We start from the raw sequence: 24,948 nt of genomic DNA, 5'->3' as shown, positions 1-24,948 counted from the left end.
GGCGGATCGTCAGCCTTCGCGCTTGCCCGGCCCGTCCGGCGAATCCCGAAGCAGTTCGCGCAGGGTGCATCGCGGAGGGTCGTGGCGCAATGTCGCCGTGCCGATCTCCTGCCACTCGGTCTCGTCGATCGGCGGAAAGAATGTGTCGGCGTCGGGCACGTCCAGCGCGACCTCGGTGATCAGCAGCCTGTGCGCCAGCGGCAGCATCGCCCCGTAGATGCCGGCGCCGCCGATCCCGTAAAGGCGACGATACCCCTCGGTATGGGCGCGCTCGATCGCCGCCGCGACGGAGCCGACCACGTGATCGCCCTCCATGGTCGAGGATACGACAAGGTTCAGCCGGTTCTTCAACGGCTTCACCGGCAGGCTGTCCCAGGTGTTGCGGCCCATGATCAGCGCGCCGCCGGTGGTCTCGCGCTGGAAGAACTTCAGATCCTCGGGCGCGTGCCAGGGAATGTCTCCGTCCCGCCCGATGGCGCCGCCCCGGGCGCGGGCAACGATGAGCGAGATCATACCGCCACCGGCGCGCGGATCGCGGGGTCGGGATCGTAGTTCAGCACTTCGAAATCTTCGAAGCGGAAGTCGAACAGGCTGTCGACCTTGCGGGTGATGCGCAGTTGCGGCAGCGCCTTGGGGGTGCGGGACAGCTGCGTTTCCACCTGCTCGAGATGGTTGAGGTAGATGTGCGCGTCCCCGATGGAATGCACGAAATCGCCGGGCTCGTAGCCGGTCACATGCGCCAGCATGACCAGCAGCAGCGCATAGGAGGCGATGTTGAAGGGCACCCCGAGGAACATGTCCGCCGAGCGCTGGTAGAGCTGAAGATGCAGCTTGCCGCCCAGCACCCGCACCTGCCAGAGCGTGTGGCAGGGCGGCAGCGCCATGTCGGGAACATCCGCGGGATTCCAGGCCGAGACGATCAGCCGGCGGCTGTCCGGGCTCTTGCGGATCATGTCGATCAGCGTGGTGATCTGGTCGACCCCGCCGAAGTCGCGCCACTGCTTGCCGTAGACGGGGCCGAGGTCGCCGTGTTCGTCCGCCCATTCGTCCCAGATCGAGACGCCGTTCTCCTTGAGATACCGGATGTTGGTGTCCCCGGAGAGGAACCAGAGAAGCTCGTGGATGATCGACCGCAGGTGCAGCTTCTTCGTCGTGACAAGCGGAAAACCCTCCGACAGCGGATAGCGCGCCTGCATCCCGAAATGGGAAATCGTGCCGGTTCCGGTGCGGTCGGTGGAGCGTTGGCCCTGCTCGAGAATGGTTTTCAGCGCGTCGTGATATTGCCGCAAGGTCCGCTCCCTTGGTTACCGATTGGCGGTCTAGGCCACCAGATGAGTCGTTTCCTGACCATATCTGGCAGAGAAGGCGGTTTGAACCACCATATCGGGTGGAGGCGGAATTGCCTCACCTGCCTCAAAAAAGCGCGGGTTCAATTGACTTTCCGCCATGCTCCCGTAGCGTTACGGCAAAACATACACGGGCAGACCGGGGCAGTATCATGTATCGAATTCTGATTGCGCTCGCGCTTGCGGGCGCGCTGGGCGCTTGCGGAAGCAGCGGCGGCAGCAAGAGCGGGGACAACCCGCTGGACGACGGCACGGAATGCGTGCGCGACAACCCCTTGGAGGAATGCGAGGTTCCGGAAGAGGAAGAGGAGACGCCGCCCGAGGAAGGCATTCCCGACGAGCTTGCAAAGAACATGGCAAGCTTTTCGATCTCGGATGACAAGTCCACGGTGACGGTTGCGCTGACCGGCCTCGACACCACGCCGATCGAGGCGACCTATGCCCGCCTCTCCGCTCTCGACGTGATGGCCGAGGACGGCTCCGTCGCCTATTTCGCTTATTCCGTGCAGGAAGATCCGCTCGACCGCTTCTTCCTTGCCCTCGGCAACACCAGTGCGGACGGCAGCGTCTCGGCGCTCGTGGCCGGGGATGGCGGCCAGTTCACCGAAGTCCAGCAGGGCGCGGGCTACAGCCGCGAGGGGACGTTCTCGCCCGCGTCGGGCCAGGTGTCCTATGCGGGCTATTACGGGGCCGTGACGAACCTGCAGACCGACGAAGGCGGTCAGCTTCTGCCCGTGCCGGATACCGGCGGGCCGTTGCCCGATCTTCCCGGCCAGCCGGCGCAGGTCACCGGCCTCATCTTCCTCAACGCGAACTTTGCCGATGCCACCGTCAACGGCGAGATCTTCGCCCGAGTGCTGCTCGATCCGCGCGACAACTCGGAAACCCTGTCGCTCGAGGACCTCGCGCTGCAACTGGCCGCCATCGACGAGAACGGCGAATTCCTCGGCGATGTCGAGATGATCGACGGCGCCGCCAGCGGCGATCCGCTCGACGGCGGATCCGGCGGTTCGACCGGCAGCTACGGCGGCATCTTCGGGGGCGAGAACGCGGGCTATGTTGCGGGCGTCACCTCGGTCACCTGGTCGAACGATACCTATTCCTCGGTCGAGGAAGTCGGCGTGTTCGTCCTGACCCAGTGCGGCATGGCCGGAGACTACGACCGCATCTGCGACCTCGTGCAGCCCTGATCGGCCATGAGGCGCGGCGCGCATGCCCTATGCCTGACGCTTGCGGCGGTCCTGTCCCTGACGGGTCCGCTGACGGCCGAAGACCGCGCGCCTGACGGGGCGAAGACCGAGCATCGCTACGAGCTGACGCTGCCGCAACTGCAGACGCTTTCGGCACAGGCGATCCAGACCGGGCGCTACGCGCTTGCGGTCAAGATCGCCGGGCTGATGCTGACCGCGAACCCCGACGACCCCTATGCGCATTTCATCATCGCGCAGGCCTATCTGCGCGGTGGCGATGCCGAAAAGGCCCGGCAGGCGGCCCGCAAGGCCTACCGCTTTGCCACCACCGACGTGCAGAAACACGAGGCCGCCCGCGCGGCGGCCATGGCCTCGGCCCGTCAGGAGCGCTATTTCGGCGCGCAGATCTGGATGCGGCGGGCGCTTGCCGCGTCTCCCGACGCGGAGATGACCTCGCGCGCGGCCAATGAATTCCGCGCGGTACGCAGCCGCGCCAGGCTGAGCGTCGACGGCAGCATCTCCGTCGCGCCATCGTCCAACGTGAACGGCGGGTCGACCGAAGAGATCAGCACCGTCGAGGGCCTGCCGCTGGTCGGCATCCTGTCGCCCACGGCGCAGGCGCTGTCCGGCACCGAGGCGCGCGGGGAGTTGACGCTGCGCTACCGGCTGCACCGGACCGAGACCTCGCAAACCGATCTGCGGGCGCACGGGTCGATCAAGCGGGTCTGGCTGAGCGAGGCGGCGCAGGACAAGGCGCCGCGCGCCGAGAATGCCGATTTCGGCACCAGCCTGGTCGAATTCGGCCTGCTCCACCGCCGCAAGCTGTCCGAGGGCGGGCCGCTGCTGGCCTTCGGCGCGCATGTGGGCCGGGCGTGGTCGGGCGGCGAGGCGACCTATGATTTCGGACGGATCAGCGCCACGCTGATCCAGCCGCTCGGCGACAAGACGGCGCTGACGCTGGGCCTCATGCGGCAGGAGCAATACGATCTGGTCGGCAGTGCGGAATCGGTCTCGACCCGGGCCTGGTCCATCGGGATCGGCCGGAAGGTCTGGGGCGAGAGCCGCATCACGCTGGCTTTCCAGCTTTCTGACAGCGCCTCCGACAATCCGCAGGCGATCCGCGAGACGCGGGGCGTCAGGGCGGGGTTCGAACTCGGCCCGGCGCTGGGGCCGGTCAAGCTCGGGCTGGGGCTGTCGGCGACCGAAAGCGACTATCCCGACTACCGCGTGCTGCTGCCGGTTCCCGGCGGGCGCCAGGACCGCATCTGGGCGGCGGATGTCGACCTGACCCTGCACAAGATGGACTATGCAGGCTTCGTTCCGACGGTCCGTTTCCGCGCGGAACGCAGCACCTCCAACGTCAGCCGGTTCGAAACCGAGGATCTTTCGGTGACGCTGGGCTTCAAGTCGCGCTTCTGAGTCCTCGACAATCCGGCTTTGCCCGCTAGCATCCCTCCCGAACCGAAATCGAAAGGGAGAGATCGCATGGGAACCCGTTTTCTGCACACCATGGTACGGGTGAAGGACCTGGACGCGTCCATCGCATTCTACAAGCTGCTGGGCCTGACCGAGCGTCGGCGCATCGAAAATGACAAGGGACGGTTCACGCTGGTGTTCCTCTGCCCACCGGAACAGGCGGACGGCACGGCGGACGTGGAGCTGACCTACAACTGGGACGGTGACGAGGGGCTGCCCTCGGACAGCCGGCATTTCGGCCACCTCGCCTATTCCGTGCCCGACATCTACGAGATGTGCCGTTCGCTGATGGACGCGGGGGTGACGATCAACCGGCCGCCGCGCGACGGGCATATGGCCTTCGTGCGCTCGCCCGACAACGTGTCGATCGAGATCCTGCAACAGGGCGATGCCCTGGCCCCCGCCGAACCCTGGGCCAGCATGGAAAACACGGGTCACTGGTGAGCGCGCTCCGGACGCTGGCGCTGCTGCTTGCGGTGCTGACGGCCGGACCGGCGGCAGCCGATGAAGCGGGCTGCCGCCTGTCGCTTCTGCTGGCGCTCGACGTGTCATCCTCGGTCGATGACGGAGAATACCGGCTCCAGAAGGAGGGGCTGGTCGGCGCGCTGGGCGATCCGGACGTGCGGCGCGCGCTGCTCGACGGCGGCCCGGTCGCGCTGGCGGTCTACGAATGGAGCGGGCGCAACCAGTCCACGGTGATCCTCGGCTGGTCGCTGATCGACGGGCCCGACGCGATCGACCGGGCGGCGGGCATCATCCTGGGCACGCCGCGAAGCTTCAACCGCTATCCGACCGCGATGGGGTATGCGCTGGGCTTCGGGGCGACGCTGATGACACGGGCCCCGGCCTGCGACCGGCGGGTGATCGACGTGTCCGGAGACGGCATCACCAACGACGGTTTCCGCCCGCAACAGGCCTATGATCACTATCCGTTCGACGGTGTCGTGGTGAACGGGCTGGCGGTGCTGGGGTCCGACCCGCGGGTGGTCGACTACTATCGCGGCGAGGTCGCGCACGGTCCGGGTGCCTTCGTGGAAATCGCCGAAGGCTATTCCGATTTCCGCCGGGCGATGACGCGAAAGCTGTTTCGCGAACTCAACGACATGATCATCGGAAATCTCGCGCCGCCGGGGGCCGGCCTGCGCCGATGACGCGCCGAGGGGACGATCAGTAGATGTAGCGGATCTGATCGGTCCAGTAGCGTTCGAGCCGTTTCAGCGCATTGTTGATGGTGTCGATGCCTTCGAGGTCGATGATGTTGCGGGTTTCCATGCCTTCGGAATGGCGTTCGAACAGCGTATCCACCATATCGCGGATTTCCCGCCCGCGCGCGGTGAGGCGCACGCGCACCGAACGGCGGTCGATCTCGCATCGTTGATGGTGCATGTATCCCATCTCGACCAGCTTCTTGAGATTGTAGCTGACGTTGGACCCCTGATAGTAGCCGCGCGACTTCAGTTCGCCTGCCGTCACCTCGTTGTCGCCGATGTTGAACAGCAGCAGCGCCTGGACGGCGTTGATCTCGATGATGCCGACCCGTTCGAATTCGTCCTTGATCACGTCCAGCAGCAGGCGGTGCAACCGCTCCACCAACGCCAGTGTTTCGAGGTATCCCGCAAGATAGCCTTGTACCGGCTTTTTTGCCATCGGGGCATGAATGCTCATAACCGTCTCCGCCTGTTATGTTTGAGCGGAAGATTTGAGCGAAAAACCCAAACAATCGGTTAAGCCGTGAAAGATACTTGGGAATCGCGCCTCAGCCCGCGCCGGCGACCCGCGAAATATCGGCCACGAGGGGGCGCAGATGTTCCGGCGCGGCGCTCTGGCCCGAGACCCACTGGTAGAGGTCCTGATCGTTCTCCTCGAGCAGCACCTCGTAGGTATCGAGCTCGGCCGCGGACATCGTGGCCAGCCGTGCATCGGCGTAGCGCACCAGGATGATGTCCATCTCCTTTATGCCGCGCCGCATGGAGCGCATGGCGAGGCGTTTCAGGCGGTGTTCGGCGGTTTCGGTCATGCGTCGGCCTTGAGCAGGGAGCGGAGGGTCTTTTCCAGCCGCCCGAGCTTTTCGCCCGAGGCCTGGATCTGGGTTCTGAGCGTGCGCAGTTCCAGCAGGGCGGCACCGAGATCGGCGGGAAGGGGCGTCGCGGCCTCGTCGGGGGGCGGCGGGCCGTCGCCCTCTCCGGTCAGCAGCCACGGCATCGACACCCCCAGCAGCCCGGACAGCATCTGAAGCCGGTTCGCGCGGGGTTCGGACAGGTCGTCCTCCCAGGCCTGGAGGGTCTTCAGCTTGACGCCGAGACGGCGCGCGAGCTGTTCCTGGTCCATCCCGGCGGCATCGCGCGCGGCGGCGACGCGGTCGCCGAAGGTGGCGGTGTCCGGGCCGTAGTAATCGGTATCGTTCATCGTTCTCTCCTCCCCTGACGCGGGGCCGGCGACCCCGGCGGCATGACCGCTTGAACGGGGACCGGGCGCACCCTATGACAGGAACCGACACAATACAAACGGTCCGGCCATGCCCCTGCTTTCCGATACCCTCGCCCGCGTGAAACCGTCGCCCACCGTGGCGGTGACCCAGCTTGCCGCCGAACTGAAGGCGGCGGGCAAGGATGTCATCGGTCTCGGCGCGGGCGAACCCGATTTCGACACGCCCGAAAACATCAAGGCGGCGGCGATCGCGGCGATCCATGCGGGCAAGACGAAATACACCGCGCCGGACGGCATCATCGAGCTGAAGCAGGCGATCTGTGCCAAGTTCGCCCGCGAGAACGGACTGACCTACCAGCCCGCGCAGATCACCATCAGCACCGGCGGCAAGCAGGTGCTCTACAACGCCTTCATGGCGACGCTGAACCCCGGAGACGAGGTGATCATCCCGGCGCCCTACTGGGTGAGCTACCCGGACATGGTGCTGCTCGGGCAGGGGACGCCCGTCTTCATCGAGGGCAGTCCGGAGCTCGGCTACAAGATCACGCCCGAGCAACTGGACGCGGCGATCACGCCCAAGACCAAGTGGTTCCTGTTCAATTCGCCGTCGAACCCGACCGGTGCGGGTTATACCCGTGACGAATTGAAGGCGCTGACCGATGTCCTGATGCGGCATCCGCATGTCTGGGTGATGACCGACGACATGTACGAGCACCTCGCCTATGACGGGTTCGAATTCTGCACCCCCGCGCAGGTCGAACCGGGCCTCTACGAGCGCACGCTCACCTGCAACGGCGTATCCAAGGCCTATGCCATGACCGGCTGGCGCATCGGTTACGCGGGCGGGCCCAAGGTGCTGATCGACGCCATGCGCAAGATCCAGTCGCAGAGCACGAACAACCCCTGTTCGATCAGCCAGTGGGCGGCGGTCGAGGCGTTGAACGGGCCGCAGGATTTCCTCGCGCCCAACGCGGAGATGTTCAAGCGGCGCCGCGACCTGGTGGTGAGCGCACTCGACGCCATCGAGGGCATCGACTGCCCGGTACCGGAGGGGGCGTTCTACGTCTATCCCTCGATCGCGGGGCTGCTGGGCAGGACCTCCGCCGGGGGCACGCTGATCGACACCGACGAAGCCTTTGCCAAGGCTCTGCTCGAGGAGACCGGCGTCGCGGTGGTGTTCGGTGCGGCCTTCGGGCTCTCTCCCAATTTCCGGATTTCCTATGCGACCTCGGACGCGGCGCTGACCGAGGCCTGCAAGCGGATCACGGCCTTCTGCGCGGGTCTGACATGACGGCATCCGACCCCCGATCCGGCCTTGTGCCGCGCCCCGGGGCCGCGGCGCGATGAGCGATCTGCCGGAATATTACTTTCGCGTGCGCGACAACGGCGCGGCGGTGTTTCGCGTGGATACGGAAAACCGCCAGCGGCGGATCGACATGGATCAGATCGCGGTGGTCAATCTCAACCGGAGCGAAATCAAGCCGCAGGGCGACCGGGATCTGAGCACGGCCGATATCGCGGCGATCGAGGACTGGATGGCCGGGCGCAAGGCGCTGCTGGCGATGCGGGACATCGACGACATCCATCGCGCGGTGGATCACCTCAACCTCACGACGCAATGGGTCCAATCCAGGGCGACCGACGATCAGCTAGAGGCGGTGACGGACGCGCTGCTGCTGGCGATGCACGATCTGCGTTCGGTGCTGGTGCGCAAGAAGGCCGACCGCCTCGTGCGGGCCGCGCCGCCGGACCGGACTGCCGACGACTGAGGCAGTTCCCCGTTTACCTCCCGGAAAGCTCGGGCATGCCATAAGCCCGGATTGAAACCCGTGCGCCGCCTGATATCGTGGCGGCCAGTGGGTTTCCCGACGTTTGAGGAGTGGTTCATGCCCGTTTTCCCGAAATCGACTGCCGCGTTGTTCGCCTGTTTCGTCGCCAGCTCACCCGCGTTCGCCGAGGGGGACATGTACCGGGGCGATGCCACCTCCGATCCCGCGCGCGAACCGCTGGTGCAGGCATACCCGGCGGCCAATTACTGCCCCGCCGGGCGTCAGCCGGTGATTTCCGGCGGCGTCATCTACTGCGGCGTGCCGACCGATGCCTCCGGGCTCGCGCCTGAACCGGCCCCCGCGCCGGCGCCGCGCAGGGTGTTTCGCGCGGCGACGCCGCCACCGCCCCCGGTGGACGACAGCATCTACCTGCCGCGCCCCTACGTGATCGCCGACGAGTACTGACGCGGGGGCCGCGCCATGCGGTCCCGCTTGCCCTTGGCAAAGGGGGGCGGGCCGCGTATACGCGCGGCCTGAGCCGTATCCGGGAGTCCGTTCGCCATGCAGGGCAGTGCCAACCTCAACATCATGATCAAGGCCGCGCGCAAGGCGGGCCGGTCGCTGGTCAAGGATTTCCGCGAGGTCGAGAACCTGCAGGTCTCGATGAAGGGTGCGGGCGATTTCGTCAGCCGCGCCGACATCGCGGCCGAAGCGGTGCTCAAGCAGGAACTTCTCGGCGCCCGCCCGACCTACGGCTGGCTGGGCGAAGAGGGCGGCGGCCAGGACGGCGAGGATCCGACCCGCCGCTGGATCGTCGATCCGCTCGACGGGACCACCAACTTCCTGCACGGCCTGCCGCACTGGGCGATCTCCATCGCGCTGGAGCACAAGGGCAGGATCGTCGCGGGCGTGGTCTTCGACGCGGCCAAGGACGAGATGTTCTATGCCGAAAAGGGTTCGGGCGCCTGGCTCAACGACAGCCGCCGCCTGCGGGTGTCCGGCCGCACCCGGATGATCGAGTCGATCTTTGCCACCGGCGTGCCCTTTGCCGCCAAGAAGACCCTTCCCGCCACGCTCAAGGATTTCGCCCGGCTGATGCCGGAATGCGCCGGCGTGCGGCGCTGGGGTGCGGCGTCGCTCGACCTCGCCTATGTCGCGGCGGGACGCTACGACGGCTATTGGGAGCGCGAGCTCAATATCTGGGACATCGCCGCGGGATCGCTGATCGCCCAGGAGGCCGGGGCACTGGTCGAGGGCGTGCGCGCCGATCAGGACCCGCTCGAGAGCGGCTCCATCCTCTGCGCCAGCAACAACGTCTTTGCCGCCTTCTCCAAGGTGATCCGCGAGGTCTGATCGTGGTGCAGTCGCGGCCGCTCAGCGGTCCGACGGGTGGTTCATTCCGTCATTCCAGACGATCGGTTCGTGATCCGCGGGATTGACGCCGTCGATCGTGCCCATGTTCACGCCGAATTCGTTCGGGTTCGACCGGCGTCGATGATACATGTAGATGCCGCAGACCGAGCAGAAGTAATGCTGTGCCGTCATGGTGTTGAACTGGTAGAGCGTCAGCCTGTCCGCGCCTTTAACAACCTCGATTCCGCCTGTCGGCGCCGTCACCGCGGGGGCGGCGCGGCGGCGGCAGTAGGAACAGGTGCAGCGTCGCGCCGACTTCAGACCATCGCTCAGCTCCACGCGCAGCTCGACTGCCCCGCAGTGGCAGGAGGTGTGTACGGTTTCGGTCATTTGCGTCGTCCTGTCCTCGGGATGTGGGTGCGCGCGGAATCGTACTGTCCCGCCGGGTGCGGCGGATGCCCGTCGGTGCGCCGCCAGTAGGCCGGTCCGCCCTTGCGCAGCCATGCCGGAACGGTCAGCGCGAGCCCGGCGATGAACCCTCCGGCATGGGCCCAGTAGGCGACGCCTCCGTCGCCCGCGCGGGCGCCGAAGCCGCCGTAGATCTGCAGCCCGAACCAGACCGCAAGCAGCAGCCAGGCGGGGATGGGCAGGATCTTGAAGAACACGATCAGGAAGATGAAGATGTCGACCCGCGCCCGCGGGTAAAGCAGCAGGTAACCGCCCATGACCCCCGCGATCGCGCCCGAGGCGCCGACGGTGGGAACCGGAGAGAGCGGCCCCGACACCACCTGTGCCAGCCCCGCGATCAGTCCGCAGGCAAGGTAGAAACCGAGGTAGCGGACATGGCCCATCTCGTCTTCGATATTGTCGCCGAAAATGAACAGGAACAGCATGTTGCCCGCGAGGTGCGTCAGCCCGCCGTGCAGGAACATCGAGGTCAGCAGCCCTGTGACGCCGTCGCCCTGCGTCACCAGCGCCGGTATCAGCGCGTAGTCCGCGAAAAAGGCGTTGAGGGCGCGGGGGTTGGAAAACAGGCCCCAATAGCTCACGAAGATACCGACATTCGCCAGGATCAGCGCGTAGGTGACATAGGGCGTGCGCCCCGAGGGGTTGTGATCGCGGATCGGAAACATCGCGCCACGATTGGCGAGGAAACCGGGGGCGTCAAGGGAGGCCGCGCCGCGCCCCCGACAAAAGGCCGGGAGCGCGGTGCCGGATCCTACATGTTGCCGCCCAGCAGTGCCGCATTGCCGCCCGAGGCGGTGGTGTCGATGCAGACGTGACGCTCGGCGCGGGCGTGGCCCTTGTCCGGCGCACCGGTGACCAGCGCGAGGATGGCGCCGTCGCGGTTCGCCAGTGCCTTGCGGTAGTCGCTTGCGGTCGCCGCATCGCCCCACCAGAGCGCCGTCGAGAAGCCCCGGAGCCGTGCCAGCACCTCCGGGGCGACCTTGCCGTGGCTGCGCACCGCGATGCCGCCGAGGGCGCGGATGGCTTCGGCCTGGGCTGCGGTGTTCTCGGACCCCGGCCCGAGGCAGAGCATCGGGGGCCGGGCATGGGTCGTGTACTGGTTCGCCTCTCCGGTGGGGCCGGGCAGGTCGCGGGTCACCGGCTGCGGGCTCTTGCCGGCCGCGTCGATGGCGGCGGCGATGCGGCTTTCCAGATCCGGCGTCGACCAGTTGCCGTCGACCTTCGGGGCAGGGTGCCTGCGGAACCGGTTCACGTAGAGCGGCCCGCCCGCCTTCGGCCCGGTGCCGGAGAGCCCTTCGCCGCCGAAGGGTTGGGAGCCGACGATGGCGCCGATCTGATTGCGGTTGACGTAGATGTTGCCCGCCGCGATGCGTTCGGTCACGTGCTGCACCCGGTCGTCGATCCGGGTCTGAAGTCCGAAGGTCAGCCCGTAGCCGGTGGCGTTGATCGTGTCGATCACCTTGTCGAGGTCCTGTGCCTTGAACGTGGCGAGGTGCAGGATCGGGCCGAAGATCTCGCGCTCCATCACGTCGATACCGCTTACCGATAGCAGCGTCGGGGCGACGAAATGCCCGGTGCGCGGCACGTCGATCTCGGCGATGACACGGCCTTCGGCGCGCGCGGCGTCGACATAGGCGGCGATACCGGCAGCCGCTTCGGCGTCGATCACCGGTCCGAGGTCGGTCGAAAGATCCCAGGGCCGGCCGGGAGACAGTGCCTGCATCGCGCCGACCAGCATCTCTGTGAAATGCGGCGCGATGTCTTCCTGAACGTAGAGGCAGCGCAGGGCGGAACATCTCTGACCCGCCGATTGGAAGGCGCTTTCCACGATCGCCCGCACGGCCTGTTCCGGCAGCGCGGTGCTGTCGACGATCATGGCGTTGAGGCCGCCGGTTTCCGCGATGAACGGCGTGCCGGGGGCGAGATGCGTCGCGATGGCGCGGTGGATGATCTGCGCGGTGTCGGTCGAGCCGGTGAAGGCGACGCCCGAGACCTCGGGGCAGGCGGTCAGGGCCGCGCCCGTGTCACCGGCGCCGGGCAGCAGTTGCAGCGCCGACAGGGGCACGCCCGCGTCGTGCAGCAGTTGCGTGGCCCGGTGCGCGATCAGCGGCGTCTGCTCGGCCGGTTTCGCCAGCACGGCATTCCCGGCGGCGAGCGCGGCGGCGATCTGTCCGGTGAAGATCGCAAGCGGGAAGTTCCAGGGCGAGATGCATGCAAAGACCCCCTGCGGCATCGCTCCGGGGGCCGTCCGGTCGGTGGCGCGGGCGGCGTAGTAGCGCAGGAAATCGACCGCTTCGCGCAGCTCGGCGACGGCATCCATCTGGGTCTTGCCCGCCTCGCGGTGGAGCAGGGCGAAGATCTCTCCGAAATGCGCCTCGTAGAGGTCCGCCGCGCGTCGCAGCGCGGCGCCGCGGGAGGCGGCATCCGCCGACCACGGGCTAGCCGCGGCCGCCGCTGCCCGGACCGTCTCCGGAGCGGCGGGTGCCACGCGGCCGACGGTATCGGAGGGATCGGCGGGGTTGGTCAGCACCTCTTCGCCGCCGGGCTGCGGATCGGCGACGGTCAGCGGCGCCGCTTGCCAGACATGGGTGCGGAACGGATCGCGCGCGGCATTGATCGCCTCCAGCGTCGGGCGGTGCGTCAGGTCGAACCCGGCGGAGTTCGGGCGCTCCGGCAGGAACAGTTCGGGCCCGCGTGCGAGGGGGCGGGGCTTGTGCGCGTCGAACGGATCGGCGGCGACAACCTCCGGCGGGACCTCGTCATTGACGATCTGGTTCACGAAGGACGAGTTGGCGCCGTTTTCCAGCAACCGGCGGACCAGGTATGCCAAAAGGTCGCGGTGCGCGCCGACGGGGGCGTAGATGCGGCAGCGGGTGCCCTCGCCCTTCTTCAGAAGGGAATGCAGCGTCTCGCCCATCCCGTGCAGGCGCTGGAATTCGAAGGCGCTCCGGTCCGTCGCCATGTGCAGGATCGCGGCGGCGGTATGGGCGTTGTGCCCGGCGAACTGCGGATAGATCCGGTCGGTCATGCCCAGCAGCTTGCGGGCGTTGGCGATGTAGGAAATGTCGGTGGCGTGCTTCGAGGTGAAGACCGGGAAGCCGTCGAGCCCGAGCACCTGCGCGCGCTTCACCTCGGTGTCCCAGTAGGCGCCCTTGACCAGCCGCACCATGAGTTTGCGGTCGTGGCGTTCGGCCAGCGCATGGAGCCAGTCGAGCACATGCGACGCGCGTTGCCCGTAGGCCTGCACCACCACGCCGAAACCGTGCCAGCCCGCCAGCGTCTCCGAGGCCAGCGTCGCCTCGATCACGTCGAGCGAAAGCGACAGGCGGTCGGCCTCCTCGGCGTCGATGTTGAGGCCGATGTTGGCTGCCTTCGCCTCCTGACAGAGGCGCAGAAGACGGGGGACGAGCACCTCCATCACGGCGGCGAACTGGGCCTCTTCGTAGCGCGCAAAGAGCGCCGACAGCTTTACCGAGATGCCGGGGTTGGCCCGGATGTCATCCGATTTCGCCGCCGTGGCGATGGCGCCGATCGCTTTGGAATAGGCGTCGAGATAGCGCAGCGCGTCGGCCTCGGTCCGCGCGGCTTCGCCCAGCATGTCGTAGCTGTAGGTATATCCGTTGGCCTCCATCGCGCTGCCGCGCTTCATGGCGGACCGGATGGTCTCTCCCAGCACGAACTGCGAGCCCATCTCCTTCATCGCGCGTCCGACGGCGGTTCGGATCACCGGTTCGCCCAGACGCTTGACCGCGGCCCTCAGGTGCCCGGCGGGGCCGGGGCGCTGGGACGGGTCCAGGACCTTGCCGGTCAGCATCAGCGCCCAGGTCGAGGCATTGACCAGCGGCGAGGTCGAGCGGCCCATGTGCCTGCCCCAGTTCGACGGCGCGATCTTGTCCTCGATCAGCGCGTCGATCGTCTCGGCATCGGGCACGCGCAGAAGCGCCTCGGCGAGGCACATCAGGGCGACACCCTCGTCGGTGGAGAGGCCGTATTCGGCCAGGAAGACCTCCATCAGCCCCGGACGGGTCGAACCGCGGATGTCGCGGACGAGTTGCGCGGCGCGGGCGCTGATCGCGGCGCGATCCGCGGTGCTCAGCGCGGCAAGCGCGGTCAGCCGCTCGACAGTCGTGGCCTCGTCGGCATAGGTCTCGGCATCAATCAGGGCGCGCAGGTCTGGACGGGTGTCTTTGGGCATGGTGATCTCCGGGCGTTTGGAGTAATCTAGCGCGAAGCGGGCAGACGATCCGACTGATTAACCGGATAACGGCAGCCAGAGCGCCTCATTTTCGGAGATTTTTCGATGCAGGACGAATTCGAGGCATATGACCGCTTCGATCGGGCGATTCTGACCACCCTGGCCGAGGAGGGACGAATCTCCATCACCGAACTGGCGCGCAGGATCGGCCTGTCGAAAAGTCCGACCCAGGCCCGGTTGCGGCGGCTTGAGGAGATCGGGGTGATCCGGGGCTACCGCGCCATTCTCGACCCGATCCGGCTGGGACTGGACCATGTCGCCTTTGTCGAGGTGCGCATGGCCGACACGCGCGAAGCCTCGCTCGAGGCGTTCAACCAGGCGGTCGCCTCCATCCCCGAGATCGAACAGGTGCACCTGATCGCCGGAAATTTCGACTACCTGCTCAAGGTGCGCACGGCCGACATGCGCAGCTACCGCGCGGTCCTGGCGGAAAAGATTTCGACCCTGCCGGGGGTCTCCGCCACATCGACCTACGTGGCCATGCAGGCGGTCAAGGACGATGGAATCGCCGAGGTGAGCTGAGGCCCCGCCGGGATCGTCGCGATGACTGGTCAAACCGCCCGAAATCCGGCAAGAGGAAACCGCGCCCGCGTGGTGGAATGGTAGACACAGGGGACTTAAAATCCCCAGGCTTTTGCCGTGCCGGTTCGAGTCCGGCCGCGGGTACCAGGCGCAAACCATGTCTGCATCGCCCCGGCGCGTCGTTTTTGAAACGGCGCCGTTTCCGCGCTCGCTTAAGTCGGCATTAACCAATCCGGGTGTTTCATCACGGATGAGTGAACCATGCCTGAGGCTTGACTGAGAAATGCTGGAAAGTTCCCTGATGACAAGGATCTACACCGTTTCGGAACGGTGCGAGACGTTCGGATTTCAACGGTCCGCGAAGAATCTGCAACTGCTGCTGAGCAGCCTGTTGGCAGAGGTCGACGCGACCCCGGAGCGGCGCGTCACTGCGTGGCCCGCGCTGCGCGCCGTGCCCGACGCGGACGTGGGGGATCGGACATGAAGCGGCTTCAGGAAGATTTCGTGCATCTCATGGAAGATCTGCGCACATTGCCTCAGTATAGGCTGGACCCGGCCTTTCGCGACCTGGTCTGCCAAACCCTGCGGGACTACGTGGGGGAACAGAATGCCTTCATCAACAGCCACCGCAACCTGCGTCACATCAGTGCCCGGGTCGCGATGGAGCGCGAGATGATGGCGCCCCGGACGGCGGCTGCTGCAGGCGGCTTCCGGGATGAAAGCCCGACCTGGCGCCCGGAGCCTCCCTGCTCGCTGGCGGTCGGCGCCCGCTGAGGGACGTCTCATGATGCGCGGCGCCGGGAGGCATCGCTTCCCGGAGCAGGCCTGTCAGAGATGTTCGGCCTGGGGCATTCCGAGGACGTGAAATCCGCCGTCCACGCGGACGATCTCGCCCGTCGTGCAGGCCCCCGCATCCGAGCAGAGCCAGACCGCCGTGCCGCCCACCGCTTCGAGCGTGGCGTTGGAGCGCAGGGGGGCGTTCATGTCGGTGTGCTTGTAGGTCTTGCGGGCACCGCCGATGGCAGCTCCGGCCAGCGTCTTCATCGGTCCGGGAGAGATGGCGTTGACGCGAATCCCCTCGGGGCCGAGGTCATTGGCGAGATAACGCGTCGCGGATTCGAGCGCGGCCTTTGCCACGCCCATCACGTTGTAGTTCGGCACGACCCGCTGCGAGCCCTGATAGGTCAGGGTCAGGAGGGTTCCGCCGTTCTCGACCATCAGCGGGTGGGCGCGGCGGGCGACGTCGATGAAGCTGTAGCAGGAAATGTCCATCGAGTTCTTGAAGTTCGCGCGAGAGGTGTTCAGGAACCGGCCCGTCAGTTCCGACTTGTCGGAAAAGGCGATGGCATGGACCACGAAGTCGATCGTCGGCCAGCGGGCCCCCAGCTGTTCGAAGGCCGCGTCGAGCGAGGCGTCGTCGGTCACGTCCACGTCGACCATGAAATCGCTGCCGACCGACGCCGCGAGCGGTTCCAACCGCTTGCCGAATGCCTCGCCCTGGTAGGTGAAGGCCAGTTCGGCCCCGGCCCCGTGCAGCGCCCTTGCGATGCCCCATGCGATGGAGCGGTCGTTCGCCACCCCCATGACCAGCCCGCGCTTGCCCTTCAGTAGCTCCGACATGTCGCTCGTTTCCGTTTCTTGTTGGTCTTGGGTCAGTCGATGTGGCGGCTCAACAGCATGGAGCCATTGGTGCCGCCGAAGCCGAAGCTGTTGGTCATCACGGTGTCGAGGCCCGCGTTCTCGACCAGTGCGGTCGCGATTTCGGCGGGTTTCAGCGCCGGGTCGAGGGTTTCGACGTTGATCGACGGGATGATGAAATCGTCGTGCAGGGCAAGCAGGCAGTAGATCGCCTCCTGCGCGCCGGTCGCCCCCTGGCTGTGGCCGGTCATCGACTTGGTCGAGGAGACCGGCGGCGTGCTGCCGTCGCCGAAGACGCGCCGGACCGCCTCGATCTCGCCGACATCGCCGACCGGGGTCGAGGTGCCGTGCGCGTTGATGTAGCCGACCTTGCGGCCCTCGGGCAGGGTGGACAGCGCCAACCGCATCGCCCGCTCGCCGCCTTCGCCCGACGGTGCGACCATGTCGTGACCGTCCGACGTGGCGGCATAGCCGGTCACCTCGGCGTAGATCTTCGCGCCGCGGGCCTTTGCATGGTCCAGTTCCTCGAGCACGAGGATGCCGCCGCCGCCCGAGATGACAAAGCCGTCACGGCCCGCATCGAAGGCGCGCGAGGCCTTTTCGGGCGTGTCGTTGTACTTGGAGGACATGGCGCCCATGGCGTCGAAGAGGCAGGACAGGGTCCAGTCCAGTTCCTCGCCGCCGCCGGCGAACATCACGTCCTGCTTGCCCATCATGATCTGCTCGGCCGCGTTGCCGATGCAGTGCAGCGATGTGGAGCAGGCCGAGGTGATGGAATAATTGATGCCCTTGATCCGGAACGCGGTCGAGAGGTTCGCGCTGATCGTGGAGCACATGGACTTGGGCACGGCGAAGGGACCGATGCGCTTGGTCGCGCCGGATTTCAGGACCGTCTGATGTGCCGACAGCAGGGCGCTGGTGGAGGGCCCGCCCGACCCGGCGACCAGCCCGGTGCGCGGGTTGACGATGTCGCTCTCCTCGAGCCCGGAATCCGCGATGGCCTGCTGCATGGCGATATGGGCGTAGGCGGCACCCGGTCCCATGAAGCGCAGGGTCCGCTTGTCCACGTGCTCGGCCACGTCGATCTTGAGATTGCCGGCGATCTGGCTGCGGAACCCGTGTTCCTGCATGGCCTCGTTGGCAGTGATGCCGGAGGTTCCGGCCTTGAGCGCGGCCAGAACTTCGGCTGCGTTGTTCCCGATGGACGAGACGATGCCCAGTCCCGTGACGACGACGCGGCGCATGAGGCCTCCCTTCGTAAGTTGGGTGTTATGTAGGGCAAGCAGGCGGGGGGACGCAAGCAGCGGATGGCTCTCCCGCTGGTGATAGCCCGCGCGGGGCGGCGGGTGCCGGTCCGGCCGGTGACGGCAAGCGCAGGGGGTCTGCGCCGCCGCCCGGGGTGGCGTCAGCTTTCGCTGAGCGCGACCTTCATGTCCTTGACCTGGTAGATGACCTCTCCGTCGGCCTCCACGATGCCGTCGGCGACGCCCATCGTCAGGCGGCGGGTCTGGATCGCCTTGGTGAAGTCGATCTTGTAGGTCAGCATCCTGCGGTCCGGGCGGACCATGCCGGTCAGCTTGACCTCGCCCACGCCGAGCGCGTAGCCGCGGCCCTGCCAGCCGCGCCAGCCGAGATTGAAGCCGGTGAGCTGCCAGAGACCGTCAAGGCCGAGGCAGCCGGGCATGATCGGGTTGCCGGGGAAATGGCATTCGAAGAACCAAAGATCCGGCGTGATGTCGAATTCCGCGATGACATGGCCCTTGCCATGCGCGCCGCCGTCGCCCGAAATCTCCGTGATCCGGTCCATCATAAGCATGGGCGGGGCGGGAAGCTGCGCGTTGCCGGGGCCGAAAAGGTCGCCGCGGGCGCATTTCAGAAGGTCGTCCTTGCCGAAGCTGGTGGGATAATCGGCCATGCGGGCGGGCCCCCTCGTGTCTGGGTTGCGGTATCGGGTTGCGAATTGGCCCCCTCTATCATCGCGGCCGCGCGCCTTGCAAGCCTGCCGGTTTCGCGATCCATGCCCGTTTCCTGTGCGTTTTCGTTTGTAATCCACGGGTCGCGGCACTTATATATGACGGGATCACGAAGGAGCATCGCATCCATGAAGGCGGAAGCCATTCAGAAGGGTACGGACTGGCTGGGAACCGCGGGGCTTCGCCCGACGCGCCAGCGGGTGGCGCTTGCGGCGCTGCTCGTGGGCGACGGGCGCAACCGCCACGTGACCGCGGAAAGCCTGTTCGGAGCGGCCAAGGACCGGGGGGAGAGCGTGTCGCTCGCCACCGTGTACAACACGCTGCGCGCCTTCTGCGATGCCGGGTTGATGCAGGAAGTGACGGTCGACGGCAGCCGCAGCTACTTCGACACCAACACCCGGGAGCATCCGCATTTCTACTGGGAGGACGACGGTCATCTCACCGATGCGCCCGCCGACCAACTGGTGATCGCAAAGCTGCCCGATGCGCCGGAAGGGGCCGAGATTTCGGCCGTCGACGTGGTCATCCGGCTGCGGCGCACCTGAGCGCGGCCCGCCGGGCGGCGATGTATCGAATGCGTATTTGAAACAAGAAGAAGCCGCAGGGATTCGGCTTTGCAGGAACTTCCATGCGGTCCCGCGTGTTTTTCGGGAGACCGAAAAGGAGGCTCCCATGTCCCGCAAGCTCGTGCTCAGAAGCATCGAACCCGTCACGCATGACACCCATCACCTGGTCTTCGACCGTCCGGAGGATTTTGCCTTCGAGCCGGGGCAGGCCGTCGACATGGCGCTGGACCGTGACGGCTGGCGCGATGAGCGTCATCCGTTCACCATGACCTCGCTTCCGGGAGAGAAGACGCTCGAATTCGTCATCAAGTCCTATCCCGAAAGTGCCGAGGGGCACACCGGTATGACCCGGCGGATCGGGCGGATGTCGCCCGGCGATGCGGTGTTGGTCGAAGAGCCCTGGGGCGCGATCCGGGACGAGGGAGACGGGGTCTTCATCGCCGGGGGCGCCGGGATCACGCCCTTCATCGCCATCCTGAAGGCAAAGCTGGAAAAGGCCGGGACGCTGGAGGGCAACACGCTGGTGTTCTCGAACCGGACCGAGGCCGACATCATCCTGCGCGACAGCTTCCACAAGATGCCGGGGCTGAAGCCGGTGTTCGTGGTGACGGGGGAACCGGACAGCCCGCTGCACCGGGACAAGATCGACGTTGCGCTGCTTTCCGACCATGTCGTGCCGGGGCGGGACACCTGTTATGTCTGCGGGCCAGACGCAATGCTCGATGACATGACGGCGGACCTGCGCCGGATCGGCGTGCCCGAGGATGACATCGTCACCGAGGAATTCGACTGATCTGCCGGGGGCCGGGGGTCAGAACCACTGTCCCGGCTCCATCAGCCCCAGGTCGAGCAACTGGCGCGAATGCCATTCGAACGGGGTGGAATTGTGCCATTTGAAGGTCGGAATGTCGAAGGTCGACCCCGGGTTTCGTTTCAGCGCCTTGGCGGTGCGGAACGACACCAGCGCCGCCGTCAGGTTGTTGTGCCAGGGGCAGGCATAGGTGTTGTATTCCTCGTCGTCGAAGGTGTGATCCTCGCGCAGGGTGAGGCCGGGCTTGGCGCGGAACAGCGCGATGCGGTCGATCTTGCGCCGCTCGGCGGGAACGTGTTCCTCGTAGCGCCAGCGCAGGCCGCCGAAGAAGTCGAGCTGGCGTTCCTTGGGGCGGTCGTCATCCTCCGCATCCTTGCGCGCCAGGGCATAGTAGCCGGAGCGGTCGAGAAAGGCATCGTCCAGCGACACCGCATCGGGGTGGCGCGTCAGGTCGTCGGCATAGAGATCGACCACATAGGTCAGCACGGCATCGCGCCGCTCTTCGGCATGGAAGGCCATCAGTTCGACGACCGAGCGCGTCTCGCAGAACGGGTAGAACAGGTATTCGGCGTTGTAGCAGTAGAACATCCACAGCCCCGGCGCGGCCGAGGCGACCCGGCTCACGATGCGCGGCACGGCCTGATCCGCCGCCGGGTCGAAGGGCAGGCGGTGGACCTTTGCCGCGACATCCGGGGCGAGCGAGAAATGCGTCGGCATGAAGGCCAGGACATGGGCAAAGCCGCATTGCATGTGATGGCGCAGCGTTGTGTCGATCTCGACCTCGTCCTCGCAGAAGATCATCGCGACCGGGCCCTTGCCCGGCAGCGCCCGTGCATCCTTCAGGAATTCGCTCAGACCGGAATACTGCATCGCCTGCCTCTTTGCGGGGGTCGCGCAAAGATTCGGTGAAAATCTCGCGCATTGCAAGGTGGGGGCGGAATGCTGTATCCGCACGGCCTGAACCCGCATCCCCCGGAGTCCGCCATGACCCAGCCCAAGAAGCTATTCATCAAGACCTACGGCTGCCAGATGAACGTCTACGACAGCGAGCGCATGGCCGAGGCGCTGGGCGGGCAGGGATACGTCGAGACGGCCACACCCGACGATGCCGACATGATCCTGCTCAACACCTGCCACATCCGGGAAAAGGCGGCGGAAAAGGTCTATTCAGAGCTCGGCCGTTACAAGGGGCTGAAGGAAGCGAAGCCCGATCTCAAGATCGGCGTGGCGGGATGCGTGGCCCAGGCCGAGGGCCGGGAGATCATGCGCCGCCAGCCGCTGGTCGATCTCGTGGTCGGCCCGCAGAGCTATCACCGCCTGCCCGAACTGACCGCGAAGGCGGGGCAGGGGGCAAAGATGCTCGACACCGATTTCCCCGAGGAAGACAAGTTCGAACACCTGAGCGCGCGCCCCAAGGCCGCCCGCGGCCCGACCGCCTTCCTCACCGTGCAGGAAGGCTGCGACAAGTTCTGCGCCTTCTGTGTCGTGCCCTACACACGCGGCGCCGAAGTATCGCGCCCCGCCGACCGGGTCCTGACCGAGGCGCGCGACCTGGTGGAACGCGGCGTGCGCGAGATCACCCTTCTCGGCCAGAACGTCAACGCCTACCACGGCCATCCGCGCGGCCTCGCCGGGCTGATCCGCGAACTGGCGCGGATCGACGGGCTGGCGCGCATCCGCTTCACCACCTCGCACCCCAACGACATGGACGAAGAGCTGATCGCCGCGCACGGCGATTGCGACAAGCTCATGCCCTATCTGCATCTGCCGGTTCAGGCGGGCTCCGACCGTATCCTCAAGCGGATGAACCGCCAGCACACCGCCGCGCAATACCTCGCGCTGATCGAGCGCCTGCGCGCCGTGCGTCCCGATCTGCACCTGTCGGGGGATTTCATCGTCGGCTTCCCGGAAGAGACCGAAGAGGATTTCCGCGCCACGCTCGACCTGATCGGGGCGGTGCGCTACGGCTCGGCCTTCTCGTTCAAGTATTCGCCCCGTCCCGGGACCCCCGCCGCCGAACGCGCGCAGGTGCCCGAGGCCGAGAAGGACGACCGCCTCCAACGGCTTCAGGCGCTGCTGGGGCAGCAGCAGAAGGCGCTTCAGGATGCGATGGTCGGCCGCGAGGTCGGCGTGCTCTTCGAAAAGACCGGGCGGATGCCGGGCCAGATGGTCGGCAAGTCCGACCACCTCCACGCGGTACATGTCGCCTGCGAGGGCGTGCGTCCCGGCGACCTGCGACAAGTGAGGATCGTCGAAAGCGGACCCAATTCGCTGAAAGGCGTGCTGGCCTGACCGATCACCCCGCCGGGAAAACTGCCGAACCTTGCGCCGATGCCCCCGACCTGAGCCGGGCGTTTCGCGCGCGCACACAATATCTGGTGGTTTTCACTTCACAGTTGCGTCAACTCTGCTAGTCTCCTCCTTACAGGAATGTTTGCTCATGCGCGGCGAATTCGGCGCCGCACCGGCAACCGGGGGATTCAACAATTACGAGGACCGAGGCTGTGGCTCACCGCTTTTTCAAAGCCTTCAGTGGCGCCGTTTGCGCCGTGGCTCTGACCGCCCTCGCTGCCACCGGGCCGGCGCTTGCCGCCACCGCCGGCAGCGTGGACGGTTCCGCGCCGACACTTTCCACCCAGAACACGCGGACCATCAAGGGCGAGCGCTACATACCCGGCATCTCGATCACGCCGGACGGCTGCGAGGTCTGGGTGATGGACGACGGCGCCGAAGGCTATGCGGTCACCCGCGTGCGCCCGGACGGCCGCCCGGTCTGCCATGATATCAACGTCTGCGGAACGCTGAACGCCGACCAGTATTTCGCCACCGACAGCTACAGGATCCATTCCGGCGGGCGCTCGCGGCTCGAGGATTTCTTCCGCGCCTCGGATGCCTTCGGTTTCATCATCGTCGGCCATACCGATTCCCGCGCCAGCCAGGAATACAACATGAAGTTGAGCTACAACCGCGCCAATTCGGTGGCCGGGGTCGCCCGCGCCTCGGGCTCGCGCATCATCGACGTGCGCGGCTACGGCGAGAACTACCCGGTGGCTCCGAACACCTCCGCCGCGGGCATGGCCAAGAACCGCCGTGTCGAAATCCTGTGCGTGCGTTGAGGAGGTCCGCCCGATGACATTCGTGAAAACCGTCCTCCTGATCGCGTCGCTTGCCGCGCTCGCCGCCTGCGACACCGCCGGCGCCGACAAGAGCCGGGACCGTCAGTCCATCGACCGCGGCGATCTCGCCCAGTTGAAATGGGGGGTCTGGGTCGACCCGGACGGCTGCGACAACTGGATTGCCGACGACGGGCTGGAAGGATACCTGGCCCGGCGGCTCGACCGCTACGGCCGGCCGGTCTGCTCCGGGGTCGCCCCGCCGACGGTCGCCACGGGCGACTTCAAGCAGGGTGCGACCTCGATCATCGGCGACCCGCTCTGACCCATGGGGTATCCTGACACATCCGAGGCCGCGCGATTGCCCATCGCGCGGCCTTTTTGCGCCGGGCGGCGGCGGAAAGGGCAGGTCGCGCTTGCGCTGCCCGCCACCGCTTGGCACCATTCCTCAGGACTCAAGCGCAGGAGACATGCGTGACAACAGGCACACTGACCGAAGTCATCCTCGAATATCCCGACAATCGCCTCCTGATCGACCTGTGCGGCGAATTCGACCGCAACCTCACGGACATCGAAAGCCGCACCGGCGTGCAGATCCTCCGACGGGGCAACCAGCTCGCCATTCACGGTCCCGAAGAAGCGCAGACCGCCGCCCGCGAGGTCCTGAACGCGCTCTATGCGCGGCTGGAACAGGGCCGCAGCGTCGGCAAGGGCGACATCGACCGCGAGTTCCGCCTCGCGCCCGAAGGCGGCCCGGACGCCCAGCTCGAGATGTTCGAAGGCGGCAAGGTCGAGATCAAGACCCGCAAGAAGCTCGTCGAACCCCGCACCGACGCGCAGAAGGCCTATGTCCGGTCGCTCTACCAGAACGAGCTCTGCTTCGGCATCGGTCCGGCGGGCACCGGCAAGACCTATCTCGCCGTCGCGGTGGGCGTGAACATGCTCATCACCGGGGCCGTCGACAAGATCATCCTGTCCCGCCCCGCGGTCGAAGCGGGTGAAAAGCTCGGCTACCTGCCCGGCGACATGAAGGACAAGGTCGACCCCTACATGCAGCCGCTCTACGACGCGCTGAACGATTTCCTTCCCGGCAAGCAGCTTGCCAAGATGATGGAGGAGAAAACCGTCGAGATCGCGCCGCTCGCCTTCATGCGCGGCCGCACGCTCTCCGGGGCCTTCGTCGTGCTGGACGAGGCGCAGAACGCCACATCGATGCAGATGAAGATGTTCCTGACCCGCCTCGGCGAAGGCTCGCGCATGGTCGTCACCGGCGACCGCACCCAGGTCGACCTGCCGCGCGGCGTCGCCTCCGGCCTGGCGGATGCGGAACGCCTTCTTACCCGGATCGACAAGATCGGCTTCAACTACTTCACCTCCGCCGACGTGGTGCGTCATCCGCTTGTGGCCCGGATCATCGAAGCTTATGAGAAGGATGCCGAACAGGGGGGCTGAACCTCCCTCCGGCTTTCTTCTGGCTCGAAATATCCCGGGGGTCCGGGGGCAGCGCCCCCGGAGGTGCGACCTTGCTCACAGAAACCGTCCTTGAGGATGCGCGCTGGCAGGATGCCGGCCTCGACAGCCTCGCCGAAACGGCCGCCCGCGCGGTGCTGGACCATCTCGGGCTCGACCCGGAGGCGTTCGAGATCGCCGTGCTGGGCTGCGACGATTCCCGCATCGCCGAGCTCAACACCGAATTCCGCGACAAGCCGGTGCCGACGAACGTGCTGTCCTGGCCCTCGGAGGAGCGCGGCGCCGACGCGGCGGGCGATGCGCCCGAGCCCCCCGAAGCGGAGGACGGACCCTTCGCCACCGAGCTCGGCGACATCGCCATCTCGCTCGACACCTGCCTGCGCGAGGCGCATGATCTCGGCAAGCCGGTCAGCGACCATGTGACCCACCTGCTTGTTCACGGAACCTTGCATCTTCTGGGCTATGATCACGTTCGTGACGCCGATGCCACGCTGATGGAGGCATTGGAGACGGAAATACTTGGCAAACTGGGGGTCGCGGACCCATATTCGCAGGATTGAGGGTCGCGACC

Annotated in this window: 30 protein-coding genes and 1 tRNA gene; 19 read left to right on the top strand and 12 right to left on the bottom strand. The window is 66.5% G+C overall.

The window, feature by feature from the left end; translation table 11 throughout:
• Positions 1-9: 9 nt before the first annotated feature.
• Together ACN0RJ_RS03810 and ACN0RJ_RS03805 are read right to left on the bottom strand one after the other, a co-directional pair.
• Positions 10-513 (bottom strand): dihydrofolate reductase, encoded by a 504-nt coding sequence (locus tag ACN0RJ_RS03810; protein WP_417723453.1) that lies wholly within the window; start codon positions 511-513, stop codon positions 10-12.
• Positions 510-1,289 (bottom strand): thymidylate synthase, encoded by a 780-nt coding sequence (locus ACN0RJ_RS03805; RefSeq protein WP_417723452.1) that lies wholly within the window; start codon positions 1,287-1,289, stop codon positions 510-512. The genes ACN0RJ_RS03810 and ACN0RJ_RS03805 overlap by 4 nt, the downstream gene beginning before the upstream one ends.
• Before the next feature lie 209 nt (positions 1,290-1,498).
• Here ACN0RJ_RS03805 and ACN0RJ_RS03800 point away from each other — a divergent pair, with 209 nt between their 5' ends.
• From ACN0RJ_RS03800 to ACN0RJ_RS03785, 4 genes are all read left to right on the top strand, one after another.
• On the top strand, positions 1,499-2,536 hold the full coding sequence (locus ACN0RJ_RS03800; RefSeq protein WP_417723451.1) for a hypothetical protein: 1,038 nt from the start codon (positions 1,499-1,501) through the stop codon (positions 2,534-2,536).
• 6 nt (positions 2,537-2,542) lie between these two features.
• Positions 2,543-3,955, top strand: a complete 1,413-nt coding sequence (locus tag ACN0RJ_RS03795) for a surface lipoprotein assembly modifier (protein WP_417723450.1) — start codon at positions 2,543-2,545, stop codon at positions 3,953-3,955.
• Positions 3,956-4,021: 66 nt separating this feature from the next.
• Positions 4,022-4,456, top strand: coding sequence for a VOC family protein (locus tag ACN0RJ_RS03790; protein WP_417723449.1), 435 nt, complete (start codon positions 4,022-4,024; stop codon positions 4,454-4,456).
• Complete coding sequence (locus ACN0RJ_RS03785; RefSeq protein ID WP_417723758.1) at positions 4,450-5,163, top strand: DUF1194 domain-containing protein; 714 nt, start codon at positions 4,450-4,452, stop codon at positions 5,161-5,163. Before ACN0RJ_RS03790 ends, ACN0RJ_RS03785 begins: the two co-directional genes overlap by 7 nt.
• 16 nt (positions 5,164-5,179) lie before the next feature.
• Here ACN0RJ_RS03785 and ACN0RJ_RS03780 read toward each other — a convergent pair whose 3' ends face one another.
• From ACN0RJ_RS03780 to ACN0RJ_RS03770, 3 genes are all read right to left on the bottom strand, one after another.
• The gene (locus ACN0RJ_RS03780) at positions 5,180-5,677 is read right to left on the bottom strand and encodes a MarR family winged helix-turn-helix transcriptional regulator (protein ID WP_417719308.1); all 498 of its coding nucleotides are present in this window, start codon (positions 5,675-5,677) and stop codon (positions 5,180-5,182) included.
• A 91-nt stretch (positions 5,678-5,768) separates the two neighbouring features.
• Positions 5,769-6,029, bottom strand: a complete 261-nt coding sequence (locus ACN0RJ_RS03775) for a succinate dehydrogenase assembly factor 2 (RefSeq protein WP_417723448.1) — start codon at positions 6,027-6,029, stop codon at positions 5,769-5,771.
• The gene (locus tag ACN0RJ_RS03770; RefSeq protein ID WP_417723447.1) at positions 6,026-6,418 is read right to left on the bottom strand and encodes a helix-turn-helix domain-containing protein; all 393 of its coding nucleotides are present in this window, start codon (positions 6,416-6,418) and stop codon (positions 6,026-6,028) included. Before ACN0RJ_RS03770 ends, ACN0RJ_RS03775 begins: the two co-directional genes overlap by 4 nt.
• A 109-nt stretch (positions 6,419-6,527) precedes the next feature.
• Here ACN0RJ_RS03770 and ACN0RJ_RS03765 point away from each other — a divergent pair, with 109 nt between their 5' ends.
• From ACN0RJ_RS03765 to ACN0RJ_RS03750, 4 genes are all read left to right on the top strand, one after another.
• Positions 6,528-7,730 (top strand): pyridoxal phosphate-dependent aminotransferase, encoded by a 1,203-nt coding sequence (locus tag ACN0RJ_RS03765; RefSeq protein ID WP_417719305.1) that lies wholly within the window; start codon positions 6,528-6,530, stop codon positions 7,728-7,730.
• A 52-nt stretch (positions 7,731-7,782) separates the two neighbouring features.
• Positions 7,783-8,208: a hypothetical protein gene (locus ACN0RJ_RS03760; RefSeq protein WP_417719304.1), complete on the top strand. Its 426-nt coding sequence runs from the start codon at positions 7,783-7,785 to the stop codon at positions 8,206-8,208.
• Between the two features lie 117 nt (positions 8,209-8,325).
• Positions 8,326-8,673, top strand: a complete 348-nt coding sequence (locus ACN0RJ_RS03755) for a hypothetical protein (RefSeq protein ID WP_417723446.1) — start codon at positions 8,326-8,328, stop codon at positions 8,671-8,673.
• A 96-nt stretch (positions 8,674-8,769) separates the two neighbouring features.
• Entirely contained in the window at positions 8,770-9,561 is a 792-nt protein-coding gene (locus ACN0RJ_RS03750) for an inositol monophosphatase family protein (RefSeq protein WP_417719302.1), read from the top strand.
• A gap of 21 nt (positions 9,562-9,582) precedes the next feature.
• Here the strand turns inward: ACN0RJ_RS03750 and ACN0RJ_RS03745 are convergent, their stop codons facing one another.
• The 3 genes from ACN0RJ_RS03745 to putA all read right to left on the bottom strand — a co-directional run bounded on the left by ACN0RJ_RS03745 (position 9,583) and on the right by putA (position 14,224).
• Positions 9,583-9,951 (bottom strand): GFA family protein, encoded by a 369-nt coding sequence (locus tag ACN0RJ_RS03745; protein ID WP_417719301.1) that lies wholly within the window; start codon positions 9,949-9,951, stop codon positions 9,583-9,585.
• The gene (locus ACN0RJ_RS03740; protein ID WP_417723445.1) at positions 9,948-10,694 is read right to left on the bottom strand and encodes a rhomboid family intramembrane serine protease; all 747 of its coding nucleotides are present in this window, start codon (positions 10,692-10,694) and stop codon (positions 9,948-9,950) included. Before ACN0RJ_RS03740 ends, ACN0RJ_RS03745 begins: the two co-directional genes overlap by 4 nt.
• A gap of 86 nt (positions 10,695-10,780) precedes the next feature.
• Positions 10,781-14,224 (bottom strand): bifunctional proline dehydrogenase/L-glutamate gamma-semialdehyde dehydrogenase PutA, encoded by a 3,444-nt coding sequence (gene putA, locus ACN0RJ_RS03735; RefSeq protein WP_417723444.1) that lies wholly within the window; start codon positions 14,222-14,224, stop codon positions 10,781-10,783.
• 105 nt (positions 14,225-14,329) lie between these two features.
• Between putA and ACN0RJ_RS03730 the strand changes: the two genes are divergently transcribed.
• The 4 genes from ACN0RJ_RS03730 (at position 14,330) to ACN0RJ_RS03715 (ending at position 15,580) form a co-directional block, all read left to right on the top strand.
• The gene (locus tag ACN0RJ_RS03730; protein WP_417719298.1) at positions 14,330-14,806 is read left to right on the top strand and encodes an Lrp/AsnC family transcriptional regulator; all 477 of its coding nucleotides are present in this window, start codon (positions 14,330-14,332) and stop codon (positions 14,804-14,806) included.
• Positions 14,807-14,869: 63 nt separating this feature from the next.
• Positions 14,870-14,953 (top strand) — tRNA-Leu (locus ACN0RJ_RS03725).
• A 136-nt stretch (positions 14,954-15,089) separates the two neighbouring features.
• The gene (locus ACN0RJ_RS03720; protein WP_417723443.1) at positions 15,090-15,290 is read left to right on the top strand and encodes a hypothetical protein; all 201 of its coding nucleotides are present in this window, start codon (positions 15,090-15,092) and stop codon (positions 15,288-15,290) included.
• On the top strand, positions 15,287-15,580 hold the full coding sequence (locus ACN0RJ_RS03715) for a hypothetical protein (RefSeq protein ID WP_417723442.1): 294 nt from the start codon (positions 15,287-15,289) through the stop codon (positions 15,578-15,580). The genes ACN0RJ_RS03720 and ACN0RJ_RS03715 overlap by 4 nt, the downstream gene beginning before the upstream one ends.
• Before the next feature lie 54 nt (positions 15,581-15,634).
• On the opposite strand, the gene ACN0RJ_RS03710 is transcribed toward ACN0RJ_RS03715, so the two are convergent.
• The 3 genes from ACN0RJ_RS03710 to fabA all read right to left on the bottom strand — a co-directional run bounded on the left by ACN0RJ_RS03710 (position 15,635) and on the right by fabA (position 18,359).
• Positions 15,635-16,426 carry an enoyl-ACP reductase FabI gene (locus ACN0RJ_RS03710; protein ID WP_417719295.1) on the bottom strand — a complete coding sequence of 264 codons (792 nt, stop codon included), beginning with the start codon at positions 16,424-16,426 and terminating at the stop codon, positions 15,635-15,637.
• Between the two features lie 32 nt (positions 16,427-16,458).
• Positions 16,459-17,688: a beta-ketoacyl-ACP synthase I gene (gene fabB / locus ACN0RJ_RS03705; RefSeq protein WP_417723441.1), complete on the bottom strand. Its 1,230-nt coding sequence runs from the start codon at positions 17,686-17,688 to the stop codon at positions 16,459-16,461.
• Positions 17,689-17,849: 161 nt separating this feature from the next.
• On the bottom strand, positions 17,850-18,359 hold the full coding sequence (gene fabA / locus ACN0RJ_RS03700) for a bifunctional 3-hydroxydecanoyl-ACP dehydratase/trans-2-decenoyl-ACP isomerase (RefSeq protein WP_417723440.1): 510 nt from the start codon (positions 18,357-18,359) through the stop codon (positions 17,850-17,852).
• A 186-nt stretch (positions 18,360-18,545) separates the two neighbouring features.
• Here fabA and irr point away from each other — a divergent pair, with 186 nt between their 5' ends.
• On the top strand, positions 18,546-18,962 hold the full coding sequence (irr, locus tag ACN0RJ_RS03695) for a Fur family transcriptional regulator Irr (protein WP_417719292.1): 417 nt from the start codon (positions 18,546-18,548) through the stop codon (positions 18,960-18,962).
• A 127-nt stretch (positions 18,963-19,089) separates the two neighbouring features.
• A complete protein-coding gene (locus ACN0RJ_RS03690; protein WP_417723439.1) occupies positions 19,090-19,776 on the top strand; it encodes an FAD-binding oxidoreductase in 687 nt (228 codons plus the stop codon).
• An 18-nt stretch (positions 19,777-19,794) separates the two neighbouring features.
• Here ACN0RJ_RS03690 and ACN0RJ_RS03685 read toward each other — a convergent pair whose 3' ends face one another.
• Complete coding sequence (locus ACN0RJ_RS03685) at positions 19,795-20,664, bottom strand: hypothetical protein (RefSeq protein ID WP_417723438.1); 870 nt, start codon at positions 20,662-20,664, stop codon at positions 19,795-19,797.
• 114 nt (positions 20,665-20,778) lie between these two features.
• Here ACN0RJ_RS03685 and miaB point away from each other — a divergent pair, with 114 nt between their 5' ends.
• The 5 genes from miaB to ybeY all read left to right on the top strand — a co-directional run bounded on the left by miaB (position 20,779) and on the right by ybeY (position 24,937).
• Positions 20,779-22,086: a tRNA (N6-isopentenyl adenosine(37)-C2)-methylthiotransferase MiaB gene (miaB, locus tag ACN0RJ_RS03680; RefSeq protein ID WP_417723437.1), complete on the top strand. Its 1,308-nt coding sequence runs from the start codon at positions 20,779-20,781 to the stop codon at positions 22,084-22,086.
• A gap of 257 nt (positions 22,087-22,343) precedes the next feature.
• On the top strand, positions 22,344-22,910 hold the full coding sequence (locus tag ACN0RJ_RS03675) for an OmpA family protein (protein WP_417719288.1): 567 nt from the start codon (positions 22,344-22,346) through the stop codon (positions 22,908-22,910).
• 13 nt (positions 22,911-22,923) lie between these two features.
• Positions 22,924-23,232, top strand: coding sequence for a hypothetical protein (locus ACN0RJ_RS03670; RefSeq protein ID WP_417719287.1), 309 nt, complete (start codon positions 22,924-22,926; stop codon positions 23,230-23,232).
• Positions 23,233-23,381: 149 nt separating this feature from the next.
• Positions 23,382-24,359: a PhoH family protein gene (locus tag ACN0RJ_RS03665; protein WP_417723436.1), complete on the top strand. Its 978-nt coding sequence runs from the start codon at positions 23,382-23,384 to the stop codon at positions 24,357-24,359.
• 71 nt (positions 24,360-24,430) lie between these two features.
• Complete coding sequence (ybeY, locus tag ACN0RJ_RS03660) at positions 24,431-24,937, top strand: rRNA maturation RNase YbeY (RefSeq protein ID WP_417723435.1); 507 nt, start codon at positions 24,431-24,433, stop codon at positions 24,935-24,937.
• Positions 24,938-24,948: the final 11 nt, after the last annotated feature.

It is taken from the genome of Salipiger sp. (assembly GCF_048261495.1).
Classification (GTDB): domain Bacteria; phylum Pseudomonadota; class Alphaproteobacteria; order Rhodobacterales; family Rhodobacteraceae; genus Salipiger.
This window is presented reverse-complemented; position numbering and strand designations above follow the sequence as displayed.